The sequence below is a fragment of the Streptomyces sp. NEAU-174 genome (genome assembly GCF_052665095.1).
Map to the genome: position 1 here is coordinate 61,719 of NZ_JBQTCE010000002.1, position 18,931 is coordinate 80,649.

At 73.8% G+C, this 18,931-nt stretch carries 2 protein-coding genes; both read right to left on the reverse strand.

The window, feature by feature from the left end:
* Positions 1-12: 12 nt before the first annotated feature.
* Positions 13-12,147 (reverse strand): SDR family NAD(P)-dependent oxidoreductase, encoded by a 12,135-nt coding sequence (locus tag ACT2CW_RS05350; RefSeq protein WP_445515712.1) that lies wholly within the window; start codon positions 12,145-12,147, stop codon positions 13-15.
* A gap of 41 nt (positions 12,148-12,188) precedes the next feature.
* Entirely contained in the window at positions 12,189-18,890 is a 6,702-nt protein-coding gene (locus ACT2CW_RS05355; RefSeq protein ID WP_445515713.1) for an SDR family NAD(P)-dependent oxidoreductase, read from the reverse strand.
* Positions 18,891-18,931 lie beyond the last annotated feature (41 nt).

Sequence of the window (18,931 nt, forward strand, 5' to 3'; positions counted from 1 at the left end):
TCCGCGCCTCCATCAGGGCAGTTCACGGTCAATGAGCTCGAACATCTCGTCGTCCGAGGCGGCTTCGAGTGCGTCGAAGCCGGTCGCGTCGGCCGAGTCGCCGGATCCGCCGCCGCCGTTCCACTTCGTCAGCAGGGCGCCCAGCCGTTTGGCGATCCGCTGCCTGCCCTCGTCGTCCGTGTCGAGGGCGGCCAGGGTGGTGTCCAGCCTGGCCAGCTCGCCCAGGACCGGGTCGACGGCGTCCCGCCCCGGCGGGGTCCCGTCGCCGGGGGCCAACCGTTCCAGCAGGTAGTCGGCGAGTACGGCCGCTTCCGGGTAGTCGAAGACCATCCCGGCGGGCAGGCGCAGACCGGTGGCGGCGGCGAGGCGGTTGCGCAGTTCGACGGCGGTCAGGGAGTCGAAGCCCAGCTCCTTGAAGCTGGCCTCGGCCTGGACGGCGTCCACATCGGCGTGTCCGAGCACCGTGGCGGCGTGGCCACGGACCAGGTTGAGGACGAGTCGGTGTCGTTCGGCCGTGGACAGGCCCGCGAGCCGGGCGCCCCAGTCGACCTGCCGGCCCTCTCCGGCCGCCGCCGCGGTGCGCCGCCCGGCCCCGCCACCGCCGCCGCCCGTGGCGGCCAGGGCGCGCAGCGTGGCGGGCAGGCTGTCGGCGGGCAGTCCGGCGAGGGTGCGGGGGTCCACCTGGGCGGCGACCAGATGGGCACCGCCGTGCTGGACGGCGGCGTCGAGCAGGGCCAGACCGTGCCGGGTGGCGAGGGCGGCCACGCCGGTACGGGACATCCGGGCCAGATCCGCCTCGGCCAGGTGTCCGGTCATGCCGCTGGCGTCGGCCCACAGGCCCCAGGCGATCGAGACACCCGGCAGCCCGATGGCCCGGCGGTGAGCGGCGAGCGCGTCGCAGAAGGCGTTGGCGGCGGCGTAGTTGGCCTGTCCTGGGCTGCCGAGTGTGCCCGCGGCGGAGGAGAAGAGGACGAACATACCAAGCCGCAGGTGGGCCGTGGCCGTGTGCAGATGGGCCGCGGCCGTGGCCTTGGCCGTCCAGACCCGCGCCAGCCGTTCGGGGGTCTGGGAGGTGACCACCGCGTCGTCCAGCACACCGGTTGCGTGGATGACTCCGGTCAGCGGATGTTCGGGGTCGACCCCCGCCACCAGCTCCGCCACCGCCGGGGCGTCGGTGACATCCACCGCCGCGAGGCGCACCCGCGCGCCCAGGTCCTCCAGCCGGGCGGCCAGGTCGCGGGCGCCCGGAGCGTCCGGCCCCCGCCTGCTCACCAGCAGCAGATGGCCGATCCCCCAGGCGCGGACGAGGTGTTCGGCGATGTGGGCGCCCAGGGTGCCGGTGCCACCGGTGATGAGGACCGTGCCGTCCGGGTCGACCGCGGCGGGTACGTCGAGCACCAGCTTGCCGGTGTGCCTGGCCTGGCTCAGCTGCCGTAGCGCGTCACGTGCCCGGCTGAGCGGCCAGGGCCGTACGGGTGCCGGTCGCAGCACTCCGGCGGCGAACAGCTCGCTCAACTCACGCAGCATCTCCCCGATGCGGTCCGGTCCGGCGTCGGGGACCAGGTCGAAGGCGCGATAGCGGACGCCCGTGCGCACGGCGGCGAGGTGTTCCGGGTCGCGGATGTCGGTCTTGCCCATCTCGGAGAGCCGTCCACCGTCGGCCAGCAGTCGCAGGGAGGCGTCGACGAACGGCCCGGCGAGGCTGTTGAGTACCACATCGATGCCACGTCCGCCGGTGGCCTCGCGGAACACCTCCTCGAAGTCCAGATCGCGCGACGAGGCCCGGTGCGCCTGGTCGATGCCCATCTCGGTCAGCACCTCGTGCTTTCCGGGGCTCGCCGTGGCATAGACCTCGGCGCCCAGGTGGCGGGCGATCTGCACCGCCGCCATGCCGACGCCACCGGTGGCGGCGTGGATCAGCACCGTTTCGCCGTTTCGCAGCCCTGCCAGGTCCACCAGCCCGTACCAGGCGGTGAGGAACACCACCGGTACGGCGGCCGCCTGCCGGAAGCTCCAGCCGTCGGGGATCGGCACGACCATGCGGGCGTCCGCCACCGCCCAGGGGCCGAACGCGCCCTCGAACAGGCCCATGACCCGGTCGCCCACCGCGAGCCCGGTCACCTCCGGGCCGATGTCCACGACCACTCCGGCGCCCTCGCTGCCTCGGAACACCCCGCCCCCGGGGTACATCCCGACGACGATGAGCGCGTCGCGGAAGTTCATGCCCGCCGCGTGCACCGCGATCCGGACCTCTCCCGGCCCCAGTGGCCCGAGCACCTCGGGGCACGGCGCGGGCGCCACATTGTCCACGGTGGACGCGCCCTCCACGGCGAGCCGCCACGCGGGCTGTGCCACCGGGCCCACCAGACCGCCGCTGCCGGGGCCGCCCGCGCGCATCAGACGGGGTGCCCACACCCGGCCGGAGCCCACCGCCACCTGCGGTTCGTCCAGGGCGACTGCCCTCAGCACACCGTCCAGCACCGCCGCGCCGATCTCGTCGGGGTCGGGCGCGCCGTGCGGATCGCGGTCGAGCAGGATGAACCGGTCCGGGTTCTCCGCCTGTGCGCTGCGCAGCAGCCCCCATACGGCGGCACCGGCTGTGTCCACGGCCCCGGAGCCGGGGTCCTCCGCCACCGGGCCGCCGGCCGCGACCGCGCCGTGTGTCACCACCACCAAGCGGCTCTCGGCCAGCCGGGGTTCGGCCAGCCAGTCCCGCAGCAGGTCCAGGGTGCGCCGTACGGCCGCCAGGGCCTCGGCCTCCGCTGCCACGATGTCCACGGCGGTCGTCGAGGCCGGTACGGCGGTCAGCGCCACCGAGGGCACGGGTGTCCCGGCCTCGATCGCCGCGACAAGGGACTCCAGGTCCGGGTGGCGGGCCAGGCCCGAGGGGGCCCAGTCCAGGCCCTCGGAGCCCAGCGCCACCCAGCCGCCGTCCCCGGCCACCGGCCGTGGCAGGCCCGTGTCCGCGCCGGGCGTCGGCTCGGGGAGCGGGATCCAGTCCAGGGTGAACAACCCGTCCACGGCGCCTCGTCCGGCGGCCCGCAGCTGATCCGTACGGGCGGGGCGCAGCACCAGCGAATCGACGGTCAGGACCGGGTCGCCCACGGCGTCGGCCACGGCGATCCGCAACGCCCGCTCGCCGTCCGCGCCCTGCTCACGCGGGGTCAGCCGGACGCGTACGGTGGTCGCTCCGGCGGCCCACAGCGCCACCCCGTTCCAGGCGAACGGCAGCCACACCTGGCCGTCGTCGTGCCGCTCCTCGGGACGGCCGGTCCGTTCGAGCAGGGACGCCGGGTGCAGCGCGGCGTCCAGCAGCGCCGGGTGGATGCCGAATCCGGCCCGGTCGCCCGCGGCTTCGGGCAACGCCACCTCGGCCAGTACGTCCGCGCCGTCGCGCCACAGCTTGCGGACGCCCTGGAACGCGGGCCCGTATCCGTATCCGGCGGCCTCGGCACGCTCGTAGAAGCCGTCCATGTCCACCGGCTCCGCGCTCGGCGGGGGCCAGGCCCCGGTGGGCTGGGGTGCCGGTTCGCCGTGGGGGCCGAGCACGCCGACCGCGTGGCACACCCAGACCGGGTCCGCGGTGGTTTCGGCGTCGCGGTCGGGCCGGGAGTACACCCGTACGTCACGGCGTCCGTCGTCGGCGGCCTCGCCCACCACCACCTGGACGCGCAGCCCGCCGGTGTCGGGGAGGACGAGCGGGACCTGGAGGGCGAGTTCCTCCACCGTGCCGCAGCCCGCCTCGTCGGCGGCCCGCAGCGCCCATTCGACCTGCGCCGCGCCCGGGACCAGCCGGGCGCCCGCCACCACGTGTTCGCCGAGCCAGCCCTCGCCGCCACCGGCCGTCAGCCGTCCGGTGAGCAGATGGGTGCTGCCGTCGGCGAGCTCCACGGCCGCGCCGAGCAACGGGTGGTCCGCGGAGACCAGGCCGAGGTCGGTGGGGTCGCCACCCCGGCCCGGGGTGGCCTCGAGCCAGTAGCGCTCGCGCTGGAAGGCGTAGGTGGGCAGCGGCACGGTGCGGGGCGCGGGGTCGGTGGGGAACAGGGTGGTCCAGTCGACGTCGGCCCCCGCGGTGAACGCCTGGGCCAGCGACCGCACCAGCTGGGCGAGATCGCCGTGGTCCCGGCGCAGCGTGGGGACGGTGGCGGCGGGGACGCCCGCCTCCTCGAAGCTCTCCTGCATGCCCACCGTGAGGACGGGGTGGGTGCTGGCCTCGATGAACACCCGGTGGCCATCGGCCAGCAGCGCCTGGATCGCCTCGGCGAACCGCACCCGCTCCCGTAGATTCCGCACCCAGTAGCCCGTGTCCAGCACGGAGCCATCGGCCCGGGCACCGGTCACGGTGGAGTAGAACACCACCCCGGAGGATCCGGGCGCCTCGACCGGCTCGACTCCCCTGAGCAGCTCGGTGAGTTCATCGGCGATCTCATCGACCTGGGGGCTGTGCGAGGCGTAGTCCACCTCGATCATCCTGGCCCGTTCCCCGGTGTCACGGCAGGCCGCCACGGCGGCGGCCACCTGCTCCGGCGGGCCGGACACCACCGTGGAGGCGGGGCCGTTCACGGCGGCCACGACCACGGCGGTGGCGCGGTCGCCGAGCCCGGAGAGCAGATCCGTGGCCTGCTCCTGGCCCACGCCGAGGGAGGCCATGGCCCCGCCGCCGGCCAGTTGGCGCAGCGCCCGGCTGCGCAGGGCCACGATCCGGGCGCCGTCCGCCAAGGTCAGCGCCCCGGCCACGCAGGCGGCGGCGATCTCGCCCTGGCTGTGGCCCACGACGGCGGCGGGCCGCACCCCATGGCCCGCCCATACGGCGGCCAGGGACACCATCACCGCCCAGAGCACCGGCTGCACCACATCCACCCGGCTCAGATCGCCCGCGCCGTCCACACCGCGCAGCACATCGGTGAGCGACCAGTCGACGTGCGGCGCGAGCGCTCGTTCGCACTCCGCCACCCGGGCGGCGAACACCGGCGAGGCCTCCAGCAGCCCGGCGCCCATCCCGATCCACTGCGAGCCCTGACCAGGGAACACCAGCACCGGGCCCGCGCCACCCGTGGTGGCGGCAGTGCCGGTGTGCACCACGCCCGGGTGTGTCTCGTCGGCCGCCAGCGCCTCGACGGCCGCCATCAGTTCGGCGCGGCTCTCGCCGACCACCACGGCGCGGTGGTCGAACAGGGTGCGGCAGCGGATGAGGGACCAGCCCACCTCGACGGGCGGGGCCGAGGGGCCGGTGGTCAGCCGCGCGGCCAGCGCCCGCGCCTGGTCCCGGAGCGCGCCCGCGCCCCGCGCGGACAGCACCCAGGGCACCACCCGGGGGCCATCGGACTCGGGCTCCGGCTCGGTGCGTTCGGCCCGGTCGGGGGCCTGTTCCAGGATCACATGGGCGTTGGTGCCGCTGATGCCGAAGGACGACACACCGGCCCGGCGCGGACGCTCGTCCGCCGACCACTCGACCGCCTCGGTCAGCAGCCGCACCCCGTCGTCGTCCCACTCCACATGCGGGCTGGGCGCGTCGATGTGCAGCGAGGCGGGCAGCAGGCCGTGGCGCATCGCCATCACCATCTTGATCACACCCGCCACGCCCGCGGCGGCCTGCGTATGACCGATGTTGGACTTGATGGAGCCGAGCCACAGCGGACGGCCCTCCGGCCGCTCCTGCCCGTACGTGGCCAACAGCGCCTGCGCCTCGATGGGATCGCCGAGCGTGGTGCCCGTGCCGTGCGCCTCGACCACGTCGACGTCGGCCGAGGAGAGCCGTGCGGTGGCCAGGGCCTGGCGGATCACTCGTTGCTGGGAGGGCCCGTTCGGCGCGGTCAGACCGTTGGACGCGCCGTCCTGGTTGACCGCCGACCCACGGATCACCGCCAGCACCTCACGGCCGTTGCGGCGCGCGTGCGACAGCCGCTCCAGGACGAGCAGGCCGATGCCCTCGCCCCAGCCGGTGCCGTCGGCCGCCGCGGCGAACGGCTTGCAGCGGCCGTCCGGGGCGAGTCCGCGCTGCCGCGAGAACTCCACGAAGGTGTTCGGTGTGGCCATCACCGTGACGCCACCGGCCAGGGCCAGGGTGCACTCCCCCTGCCGCAGGGCCTGCGCCGCGAGATGCATGGCCACCAGCGAAGACGAACACGCCGTGTCCACCGTCACCGCGGGCCCCTCCAGGCCGAAGGTGAACGCCACCCGGCCGGAGGCGATGCTCGGTGTGCTGCCGGTCATCAGCCGGCCCTCGACGCCCTCCGGGGTGCGGCCCAGGAAGCGGCTGCCGTAGTCGTCGTACATGACCCCCGTGATCACCGCGCAGGCGCTGCCACGCAGGCTCACAGGGTCGATGCCCGCGCTCTCGAACGCCTGCCACGCCGTCTCCAGCAGCAGCCGCTGCTGCGGGTCGGTGGCCAGCGCCTCGCGGGGTGAGATCCCGAAGAACTCGGCGTCGAACCGCGGCGCCTCGTAGAGGAATCCGCCCTCGCGGGCGTAGCTGGTGCCGGTGTGGTCCGGGTCGGGGTCGAAGAGGCCCCCCAGGTCCCAGCCGCGGTCCCCGGGGAACTCCCCGATCGCGTCCACGCCCTCGGCCACCAGCCGCCACAGCTCCTCGGGGGAGCCGACGCCGCCCGGATAGCGGCAGGCCATGCCGACGATGGCGATCGGATCGTCGTCGGTGGCCACGACGGCCGGCGTCGTCGGAAGCGGTGTCGCCGCCGGTGCGCCGACCAGCCGCTCCCGCAGGAAGCGCACCAGGGCGTCGGGGGTCGGATAGTCGAAGATGACGGTGGCCGGGATCCGGGTGCCGGTGGCCGCGTTGAGCCGATTGCGCAGGTCAAGTGCCGTGAGCGAGTCGAAGCCGAGGTCCTGGAAGGCCCTGCCCAGGTCGATGGCCTCCGGTGCGGGATGGGCGAGCACGGTGGCCACCTGGTCACGCACCAGCTCTCCGATGAGCCGGTCCTGCTCCTCGGTGGACAGCCCGGCGAGCCGCCCGGACAACGAGCCCGGCCCGGTGTTCCGCACGGCCCGCGCGGGGGCGTGCACCAGCCGCCGCAGCACGGGCGGAAGTGGCCCGGCGGCGGCCCGGGTGCGCAGCGCCGCGAGGTCGAAGCGCGCGGGGACGAGCGTGGGGTGATCGGTGGTGAGCGCCGTGTCGAGCAGCGCCAGCGCCTGCTCGTTGGAGACGGCGGCGATGCCGGAGCGGGCCATCCGGGCGAGGTCCGCGTCGTCCAGGTGGCCGGTCATGCCACCAGCGGACGCCAGCAGCCCCCAGGCCAGCGTGTGGGCCGCCCGCCCTTCGGCGCGGCGGTGCTCGGCGAGGGCGTTGAGGAACATATTGGCCGCGGCGTAGTTGGCCTGGCCACCGTTGCCCATGATGGAGGCGGCGGAGGAGAACATCACGAACGCGGCCGGGTCCATGTCCCGGGTCAGCCGGTGCAGATGCCATGCGGCATCCAGCTTCGGGGCGAGGACGGTGTCGAGTTGCTCGGGCGTCATGGCGGTGACCACACCGTCGTCGAGCACCCCCGCGGCGTGGACGACGGCGGTCAGCGGATGTTCTTCGGGGACGGTGTCGAGCAGGGCGGCCAGCGCCTCGGGGTCGGCGGCGTCACACGCGGTGACCCGTACGTCCGCCGCGCCCAGCGCGGTCAGTTCGTCCGCGAACGCGTCGATGTCCTCCGTGATGCCGCCGCGCCGGCTGACCAGCAGCAGATGGCGGGCGCCGTGTGCGGTGACCAGATGGCGGGCCACCAGCCGGCCCAGCGCTCCGGTGCCACCGGTGATCAGTGCGGTGCCGTCCGGGTCGAGGGCGCGGGGCGGGGTGTCCTGGCCGGGGCGGACGGTGACCAGACGGGGCACGTGGGCCGCTCCCGCCCGCACCGCCACTTCGGATTCGGCAGCGGCGACGGCGGCCGGAAGGACGGTGCGCAGGGCATCGCGCGACGCGGGGTCGTCGTCCAGGTCGAGCAGGAGGATGCGCTCGGGGTGTTCGGCCTGGGCGGCGCGGACCAGGCCCCATACGGGCGCGGTGGTCAGGTCGGCGGGCGCGTCCCCGGGGCCGGTGGCGACGGCGCCACGGGTGGCGACGACCAACCGGGCCCCGCTGAACCGCTCGTCCGTCAGCCAGGTGCGCAGGTCGCCGAGGGCGTGATGGACCGCCGCGCGTACGCGGCCCGGCGTCTCGTCGGGGTGTGATGAGGTGTCCGGTGCGCCGGGGCATTCGAGGACGACGATGTCGGGGACGGGCTGTCCGCCGTCGAGGGCGGCCCGCAGGGCGGCCAGGTCCGGATGGGACGGGAGGGCCGGGTCCGGGTCCTGGGATCCTACGAGCGCCCAACTCGCCGAGGGCAGGGCGGTGCCGGTATCGGTACCGGTGTCGGTCGATACCGGATACGGCTGCCAGTCCAGGCGGTACAGCGGGGCGTCGGCCATGGCGGCGCGGGCCGAGCGCCAGCGGTCGGCGGAGACCTCCCGCAGCCCGAGGGCGTCGATGGTGGCCACGGGCGCGCCGTGGTCGTCGGTCAGCCTCAGGGTGATGGTGTCCGGGGCGGTGGGGGTGATGCGTACGCGCAGCCGGGTGGCGCCGCTGGCGAAGAGCCGCACCCCGCCGAAGGAGAACGGCAGCCGTACGGTCCCCTCGGCGGCGTCCGGCGCGTGATCACCTTGAAAACGGCCGGAGCCGCCGAAGAGCTCCTCCACCGGGTGCAGGGCGCTGTCGAGCAGGGCCGGGTGCAGCCCGTAGCCTTCGGCCTCGCCGCGCCGTTCGGGGGCCAGACGTACCTCGGCGAACATCTCCTCGCCCAGCCGCCATGCGCAGTGCAGCCCCCGGAAGGCGGGCCCGTACGCGTACCCCTGCGCGGCCAGGCGCGCGTACAGGTCCGCCACATCGACCGGGACGGCCCCGGCCGGTGGCCAGGCCGTGGCCGACGACGGCTCATCGGCGGGCGGTGGCGTGGCCGTGTCGGACAGGAGGCCGGTGGCGTGGTGGTGCCAGGCGGCCGGTGCCTCCAGGGCCTCACCCCCCTCGTCGCCGGGGCGCGAGGCGATGGTGACGGTCCGTCGTCCGGCCTCGTCGGGCGCGGTGACGGCGAGCTGGATCCGTACCGCGCCGGAGGCGGGCAGGACCAGCGGGGTCTCCAGGGTGAGGTCGTCGATCAGCTCGCTGCCGGTGTGCGCAGCGGCGAGGAGGGCCAGCTCCAGCAGGGCCGTACCGGGCAGGGGGACTCTGTCCGCGATGGTGTGGTCGGCGAGCCAGGCGTGGGTGTGCGCGGACAGCCGTCCGGTGAGCAGCAGCCCGCCATCGGGCGTTTCCACGGCGGCCTGGAGCAGGGGGTGGCCGGTGGCGCCGAGGCCGACGGCGCGTACGTCGGCGGTGGCGTTCGGGACGGGCCGCCAGTACCGCTGCCGCTGGAACCGGTAGGTGGGCAGGTCGACATGGCCCGCGTCCTCGGGGAGGGCGGCGGCGAAGTCGACCGTGCCGCCGTCGATGTGCGTCAGGGCGAGCGCGGTCAGCAGCGTACGGGGCTCGTCGCGGCCCGGGCGCAGGGCGGTGGCGAACACGGGCGCGGTGTCCGGGGTGGCGGAGGTGTCGGCGGCCAGGGCGTCCTGGGCCATGGTGGTGAGGACGGCGTCCGGGCCGAGTTCGAGGTAGCGCGTCACGCCTTCGCCGTGCAGGGTGCGCAGCCCGTCGTGGAACCGTACGGGCTCGCTGACGTGGCGCACCCAGTACTCGGGGTCGCGGAGCTGTTCGGGGTCGGCCAGCCGGCCGGTGACGTTGGAGATCACCGGGATGCGCGGGGCGTGGTAGGTGAGCCGCCGCGCCACCTCGCGGAAGTCGTCGAGCATGGGGGCCAGGAGGGGCGAGTGGAAGGCGTGGCTGACCCTGAGCCGCTTGGTGCGGTGGCCCCGTTCCTTCAGGGTGCGGGCGATCTCGTCGACGGTTTCGGCGGCGCCCGACACGACCACCGAGGTGGGGCCGTTGACCGCGGCGAGGGCCACGCGGTCCTCATGGCCCGCGAGCAGGGGGAGGACCTGCTCCTCGGTGGCTTCGACGGCGGCCATGGCGCCGCCGGAGGGCAGCGCCTGCATCAACCGGCCGCGAGCGGCCACGAGTTCGCAGGCGTCAGGCAGGGACAGCACGCCCGCCACATGCGCCGCCACCAGTTCGCCGACGGAGTGTCCGGTCAGGAACGAGGGGGTGAGGCCGAACGACTCGACGAGCCGGAAGAGCGCCGTCTCCAGGGCGAAGAGGGCCGCCTGGGTCACACCGGTACCGTGCAGGGCCCGCGCCTGGTCGGTGTCCTCCGCCGCGAAGAGGATCTCGCGGAGCGGCCGGCCGGGCAGCGGATCGAGATGGGCGCAGACCTCGTCCAGGGTGGCGGCGAACACCTCGAACGTCCGGTACAGCTCACGGCCCATACCGGGCCGCTGGCTGCCCTGCCCCGTGAACATGAAGGCGGTGCCGCCGGAGCGGGTCGGCGCCGTGGCCCGGATCAGCCCGGGGTGGCTCTGGTCGTCGGCCAGCGCCCGTACGGCGGCCAGCAGTTCGGCGCGGTCCCCGCCGATGGCCACGGCACGGTGTTCGAAGGCCGAGCGAGTGCGGGCCAGCGACCAGCCCACATCGGCCACGGGCAGGCCGGGGTGGGCGGTGAGATGGGCGGCCAGCGCCTCGGCCTGGTCCCGTAACGCCTGGCCGGTGCGGGCGGACACCGCCCACGGCACCACGCGGCTCGCCGTCCCCGCGGCGGTCGGTTCAGGGGCCCGGTCCGACGCGGTGGGCTCGTCGGCGGGGGGCTGTTCGAGGAGCAGATGGGCGTTGGTCCCGGAGATACCGAAGGAGGACACCGCGGCCCGGCGGGGCCGCTCGCCACGCGGCCATCCCACGGCTTCGGTGAGCAGGCGTACGGCGCCGGTGTCCCATGCCACGTGGGGCGTGGGCTCGTTGACGTTCAAGGTGGCGGGCAGCGTCTCGTGCCGCATCGCCATGATCATCTTGATGACACCGGCCACGCCCGCGGCGCCCTGGGTGTGTCCGATGTTGGACTTGACCGATCCCAGCCACAGCGGCCGGTCCTCGGTACGGTCCCGGCCGTAGGTGGCGAGCAGCGCATGGGCCTCGATGGGATCGCCGAGGCGGGTTCCGGTGCCGTGCGCCTCCACGACGTCCACCTCGTCCGGGGACAGCCGTGCGTTCGCCAACGCCTGGAGGATGACGCGCTGTTGGGAGGGCCCGTTGGGCGCGGTCAGGCCGTTGGAGGCGCCGTCCTGGTTGATGGCCGAGCCCCGGATCACCGCCAGCACCCGGTGGCCGTGGCGCCGGGCGTCGGACAGCCGCTCCAACAGCACCAGGCCCACGCCCTCGGAGAAGGCGGTGCCGTCGGCGTCGGCGGAGAACGCCTTGCACCGGCCGTCGGGGGCCAGCCCGCGCTGCCGGGAGAACTCGGTGAAGACGTTCGGGATGGCCATCACCGTCACCCCGCCCGCCAGGGCCAGGGTGCACTCGCCCTGCCGCAGCGCCTGACCGGCCAGGTGCATCGCGACCAGCGAGGACGAGCACGCCGTGTCCACCGTGACGGCCGGCCCCTCCAGGCCGAGGGTGTACGCCACCCGGCCGGAGAGCACACTGGGCGCGTTGCCCGTCACCAGATAGCCCTCGGCGCTCTTCTCGATGTGCGGGGTGCCGAAGCCGGGCAGCGCGGTCCCGGCGTACACGCCCGTCGAGGTGCCCTTCAGCGACGCCGGGTCGATCCCGGCGCTTTCGAGGAGCTCCCAGGCCACCTCCAGCAGCAGCCGCTGCTGCGGGTCGATGGCCAGCGCCTCGCGCGGGCTGATCCCGAAGAACTCGGGGTCGAAGCGGTCGGCGTCGTAGAGGAAGCCGCCCTCGCGGGCGTGGCTGGTGCCGGGGTGGTCCGGGTCCGGGTGGAACAGCCCTTCCAGGTCCCAGCCGCGGTCGTCGGGGAACTCCCCCATCGCATGCGCGCCGGAGGCCAGGAGCCGCCACAGCGCCTCGGGCGTGTCGGCCCCGCCGGGGTAGCGGCAGGCCATGCCGACCACGGCCACCGGTTCCTGGGAGCGGTCCTCCAGCTCGCGCAGCCGCTGACGCGTCTCGTGCAGATCGCCTGCCACTCGCCTCAGATAGTCGACCAGCTTCTCTTCATTAGCGTGCGTCACGGAGGATCACCCGGCCTTCAGCGAAGGGCGCGCCACGTTGTTCATGACAGGCCAAGTTCGTTGTCGATGAAATCCAGAACCTGATCGGCGGTCGCCACCTGCAACCGCTCCACGGCAGTGCCGTCGTCCGGCTGTGCCGACGAGCACATCGCCTTCCACTTGGACAGCAAGGTCTCCAGCCGGGCGGTGACCGCACCGGAGTCCACGTCCTCGACGCCGACGGCCGACAGGCTGTTCTCCAGCCTGACCAGCTCGTTCAGGACGGGATGGGGCTGGGCCACGTCGGGGCCCGGGGCGCCCGGCTCACCGTCCGGGGAGAGCTCCCGGCGCAGATGCTCGGCCAGCACCGCCGCCTCCGGGTGGTCGAAGACGAGCGCCGCGGGCAACCGCAGCCCGGTGGCCGCGGCCAGCCGGTTGCGCAGCTCCACGGCGGTCAGCGAGTCGAAGCCGAGGTCCTTGAACGACGCGTCCGGCCGCACCACACCCGGATCGGCGTGGCCGAGCACCGTGGCCGCCTGGGTGCGCACCAGGTTGAGCAGCAGCCGGTGCTGTTCGGTGGACGGCAGCCCCCTGAGCCGGCCCGCCCAGTCGGTGTTCTGTCCACCGGTGGCAGCCGTGGGCCGGGCCCGCCCGCTGCCACCGACGGTGGCGAGGGCCCGCAGGGGGGTGGGAAGGGTGCCCGGGGCCTGAGCGGTGAGGGAGCCGGTGTCCAGGTGGAGCGCCAGCAGATGCGGATGGCCGTGGTGACAGGCCGCGTCCAGCAGCGCCAGCCCCTCCTCGGTGCTGTTCGCCTTGATGCCCAGGCGGGCCATCCGGGCCAGATCGGCGTCGGCCAGCCGTGCGGTCAGGCCGCTGGTGGCCGCCCAGAGTCCCCAGGCCACCGACAGCCCCGGAAGGCCATGGGCCTGGCGGTGGGCGGCGAGGGCGTCACAAAAGGCGTTGGCTGCGGCGTAGTTGGCCTGGCCGGGGGTGCCGAGATCGGAGGCGAAGGAGGAGAACAGGACGAACATGCCCAGCCGCAGCCGCGCGGTGGCGGTGTGCAGATGGCCCGCCGCCGCGGCCTTCGCCGCCCAGGCCCGCGCCAGCCGCTTCGGATCCTGCGAGGGAAGCATCGCGTCGTCCAGCGCCCCCGCCGCGTGCACGACACCGGTCAGCGGGTGCGCCGGATCGATGCCCGCGAGGACCTCGGCCACCTGGGCGGCGTCGCCGACGTCGCACGCGGCGACGCGTACGTCGGCCCCCAGGTCGGCGAGTCGGGCCACCAGTTCCTTCGCCCCGGGCGCGTCGGGGCCACTTCGGCTCACCAGCAGCAGATGGCGGATGTTCCGGGTACGGACGAGGTGCTCGGCGACGTGTGCGCCGAGGGTGCCGGTGCCACCGGTGATGAGCACGGTGCCGTCCGGGTCCACCGGGGCGGGGACGTCCAGCACCAGCTTGCCGATGTGCTTGGCCTGGCTGAGACACCGCAGCGTCTCACGCGCCCGGCCGAGCGGCCACGCCCGTACCGGAGGCGGCTCCAGCACACCGGAGGCGAACAACTCGCCCAGTTCACGCAGCATTTCGCCGATACGGTCCGGACCGGCGTCGGCGATCAGGTCGTACGCGTGGTAGCGCACCCCGGGGTGCTCGGCCGCGATCAGGGCGGGGTCGCGGATATCGGTCTTGCCCATCTCCAGCATCCGTCCGCCCTCGTGGAGGAGACGGAGCGAGGCGTCCACGAACTCACCGGCGAGGCTGTTGAGCACCACATCGACGCCCCGGCCGCCGGTGGCCTCACGGAACGCCTCCTCGAAGTCCAGATCGCGCGACGAGGCCCGATGGGCCGCATCGATGCCCATCTCCTCCAGGGCCCCGTGCTTCGCCGGGCTCGCCGTCGCGTAGACCTCGGCGCCCAGATGCCGGGCGATCCGCACGGCGGCCGTCCCCACACCACCGGTCGCGGCATGGATCAGCACGCGCTCGCCCGCCTGGAGCCCGCCCAGCTCCACGAGCCCGTACCAGGCGGTGAGGAAGACAACGGGGGCGGCGGCCGCCTGCCGGAAGGTCCAGCCTGCGGGGATGGGTACGACCGTACGGGCGTCCGCCACGGCCAGTGGGCCGAACGCGCCCTCGAACAGGCCCATCACCCGGTCGCCCACGGCGAGACCGGTCACGCCGGGGCCGACCTCCCGCACCACACCGGCACCCTCGCTGCCACCGAACACCGCGTCCCCGGGATACATCCCCAACACCATCAGCGCGTCGCGGAAGTTGACGCCCGCCGCGTGGACATCGATGCGCACCTGGCCTTCCCGCAGAGGCTCCAGCACCTCCGGGCACGCCACCGGCCGTACGCTGTCCACCGTCCCGGCACCCTCGAGCACGAGCCGCCACGCGGACTGCCCTGTCGGGGCCACCAGGCCCGCGCTCGGCGCGGCGCGCACCAGCCGGGGCATCAGCGCCCGCCCCGCGCGCAGGGCCAGCTGTGACTCGTCCATCTCGATCGCGCGCGCCACGGCGTCGGTCACGAGGTCGGCGGACACCTCGGTGTGAGGGTCGAGATCGAGCAGCAGGAAACGGCCCGGATTCTCGGCCTGCGCGCTGCGCACCAGACCCCAGACGGCCGCTCCCGCCACGTCCACGCTCTCGGCCGCGGGGTCGACGCCACCCGGGTCGTCGCCGGTCGCGACGGCGCCACGTGTCACCACCACCAACCGGGCCTCGGCCAGGCGCGGCTCGGCAAGCCAGCCCTGCAACAGCTCCAGGACCCGCTCCGCCGAGGCCAGCCCGTCGGCCGCCGTCCCGCCGGCGCGGGCATGGACCGGCTCGGCGGGTTCGAGTGCCAGGACGACGGCGGGGGCGGGGGCGCCCGTGTCGAGCGCGCTGATCAACGCCTGCGGATCCGGATGACATACGGCGGTGGACCCGGCCGGAGCCCGGTCCTCGGGCCCCAGGATCACCCAGTCGGTGTCAGCGGCCGGGTGATCCCCGGACCGCCCGTCGCCGTTGGGCGGCGCGGAAACCGGCAAGGGGGTCCAGTCCATGACGAACAGCCCGTCTACGCCCGGCCGTTGGGCCGTACGAAGCTGATCGGCCTCGGCGGACCGCAGCACCACCGCGTCGGCGCTCAGCACCGGTGCACCGAGGGCGTCCGCCACGGTCACCCGCAGCGTACGTTCCCGCTCCGCGCTCGGCTCGTACGGCGAGATCCGCACCCGTACCGTGCTCGCCCCGGCCGCCCACAGCGACACCCCGTTCCAGGTGAACGGCAGCCACACCCGGCCATCGGGCGACTCGGCGTCGCTCGGTGACCCATCGGTCAGCAGAACGGGATGCAGTGCGGCGTCGAGCAGCGCCGGGTGGATACCGAATCCCGTCCGCTCCCCCGCGGCCTCGGGCAGCGCCACCTCGGCCAACAGGTCGGCGCCATCCCGCCATACGGCGCGCAGCCCCTGGAAGGCCGGGCCGTACGCGTACCCCGACCCCGCGATGTGCTCGTAGAAGTCCACGGGGTCGAGCGGCTTCGCACCCGCCGGTGGCCATGCGCCGCCCAACTCCTCCACCGGTGCGGAGCCATCGGGAGGTGGGCTCAGCACGCCCTCCGCATGGCACACCCAACCGGCCGCGGTGTCGGCGCCGTCGTCGGGGCGCGAGTACATCCGCACATCGCGTCGGCCATCGGCGCCCGGCCCGCCGATGACCACTTGCAGGCGCACCCCGCCGCTGGGCGGCAGCACGAGCGGTACCTGGAGCGCCAGCTCCTCCACCCCACCGCAGCCGACCTCATCGGCCGCCCGCAGCGCCCACTCCACCATGGCCGTCCCGGGCACCAGGGCCGCGCCCGCCACCACGTGGTCGGCGAGCCAGCCATGGGATCGCGCCGACAGGCGCCCCGTCAGCAGATGGCCCTGGCCGTCGGCGAGCTCCACGGCGGCGCTCAGCAGCGGATGGCCCGCGGCGACCAGACCGAGGTCGGTGGGGTCGGCGCCCCGGCTGCTGAGGCCGTCGAGCCAATAGCGCTGGTGCTGGAAGACGTACGTGGGCAGATCGACCGTACGGGGGGTGGGATCGGCCGGGAACGCGGGCCTCCAGTCGACCTCGACCCCGGCGATGAACGCCTGGGCGAGCGAGTGGAGGAGCTGGGCCTGGCCACCGTGATCGCGACGCAGGGTCGGTACGGCGACCGCGTCCACACCCGCCCGCTCAAAGGACTCCTGCATTCCGAGGAGTAGCACGGGGTGGGTGCTGGCCTCGATGAACACCCGATGCCCGTCCGCCAGCAACGCCTCGACCGCGTCGGCGAACCGCACCCGCTCCCGCAGATTCCGCACCCAATAGTCCGTATCCAGGCCAGCCGCATCGACTCGGCCACCAGTCACCGTCGAGTAGAACCCCACCTCATCCGCACCACCGACAACCGGACGGACACCAGCCAACACCTCAAGCAACTCCTCACGGATCCCATCCACCTGAGGACTGTGCGAGGCATAATCCACCTCGATCAGCCGCGCCCGCTCCCCCGCCTCCTGACACGCGGCCACCACAGCGGCCACCTGCTCCGGCGGACCAGACACCACCGTGGAGGAAGGGCCGTTCACCGCTGCCACGCCTACGCCAACGGCCTGGTCCCCCAGCTCGGACAGCAGCTGCCCCGCCCGCTCCTCACCCACACCGAGCGACGCCATCGCCCCACCACCGGCCAACCGCCGCAACGCCTTGCTCCGCAACGCCACGACCTTCGCACCGTCTTCCAGGGACAGCGCACCCGCGACGACAGCCGCCGCGATCTCCCCTTGGCTATGACCCACCACCGCCGCAGGACGTACGCCGTGTCCGGCCCACACCGCCGCCAACGACACCATCACCGCCCACAGAACGGGCTGGACCACATCCACCCGCGCCAGATCCGCCGCACCCTCCACCCCACGCAACACATCCGAAAGCGACCAATCCACAAACGGCCCAAGCGCCCGCTCACACTCCGCCACCCGCCCCGCGAACACCGGCGACACCTCAAGCAGCTCCGCACCCATCCCCACCCACTGCGAACCCTGACCGGGAAAGACCAACACCGGACCGACGTCTCCCGTCAACGCCGCCACACCCGACCGCACCACACCCGGATGCGACCCACCCCCCGCCAACGCCTCCACACCCGCCAACAACTCCGCACGGTCAGCACCCACCACCACCGCCCGATGCTCAAACACCGACCGCGTGGTAACCAACGACCACCCCACATCGACGGGCAACAGCTCAGACGCACCCCCCACCCGCTCAGCCAACGCCCCAGCCTGCCCCCGCAACGCCTCCACACTCCGCCCCGACACCACCCACGGCACCACCCCACCCACCACAGACGACGCCGCCGCCACATCCTCCTCAGGAGCCTGCTCCAGGATCAGATGGGCGTTCGTGCCGGAGATGCCGAACGACGACACCGCCGCGCGGCGGGGCCGCTCCAGGCGTGGCCACTCCACCGGCTCATTCAACAGCCGCAGTCCGCTGCCCTCCCACTCCACATGCGGGGTGGGCTCGTCCAGATGCAGGTTCGCGGGCAGTCCGGGGTGCCGGAGTGCCATCACCATCTTGATCACGCCCGCCACGCCCGCCGCCGCGTGGGTATGGCCGATGTTGGACTTCAGCGAGCCCAGCAGCAGTGGCCGGTCGGCGGGGCGGTTCCGGCCGTACGTGGCGATCAGGGCCTCGGCCTCGATCGGGTCGCCGAGTTTGGTGCCGGTGCCGTGTGCCTCGAGGGCGTCCACATCGCCCGGGCCCAGCTGGGCGTTGGCCAGCGCCTGGCCGATGACGCGTTCCTGGGCCACGTCGTTGGGCGCGGTGAGGCCGTTGCTGGCACCGTCCTGGTTGATGGCCGAGCCCCGGATCACGGCAAGCACCCGGTGGCCGTTGCGCCGCGCCTCCGACAGCCGCTCCAGCACCACCAGCCCTACACCTTCGGAGAAGCCGGTGCCATCGGCGTCGGCGGCGAAGGACTTGCACCGGCCGTCCGGGGCCAGTGCGCGCTGCCGGGAGAACTCGGTGAACATGATGGGGGTGGCGAGCGAGGTGACACCGCCCGCCAAGGCCAGGGTGCACTCGCCCTGCCGTAGCGCCTGCACCGCCAGATGCATGGCCACCAGCGAGGCCGAGCAGGCGGTGTCCACCGTCACCGCCGGCCCCTCAAGACCGAAGGTGTAGGCCACCCGGCCCGAGATCACACTGGTGAGGCAGCCCGTGGTGGCGTAGCCCTCGAATCCCTCGGGGATGCGCGGGGCGCGGGAGAGGTAGTCCTGGCTGGACACACCGGCGTAGACACCCGTGCGGGTTCCCTTCAGCGACACCGGATCGATACCGGCACGCTCCAGGGACTCCCAGGCCAGCTCCAGCACCAGCCGCTGCTGCGGGTCCATGGCGAGCGCTTCCCTGGGGCTGATGCCGAAGAACGCCGCGTCGAAGCGGTCCGCCTCGACGAATCCTCCCTGGCGGACACAGCTGGTGCCGTAGTGCTCCGGATCGGGGTGGTAGAGGTTCTCCAGGTCCCAGCCACGGTCCGTCGGGAAGTCCCCGATCGCGTCGACACCCGAGACGAGCAGTTCCCACAGCTCCTCCGGGGAGGTGACCCCGCCGGGAAAGCGACAGGCCATGCCGACCACGGCCACCGGCTCGTGGGAACGCTCCTCCACCTCGCGCAACCGCAGACGCGTATCGTGCAGATCGGCGGAAACGCGCTTGAGATACTCGACCAGCTTCTCTTCGTTCGCCATGAGGGTCACCCGGCCTTCAGCGATCGTCGCGCCCGGCACAT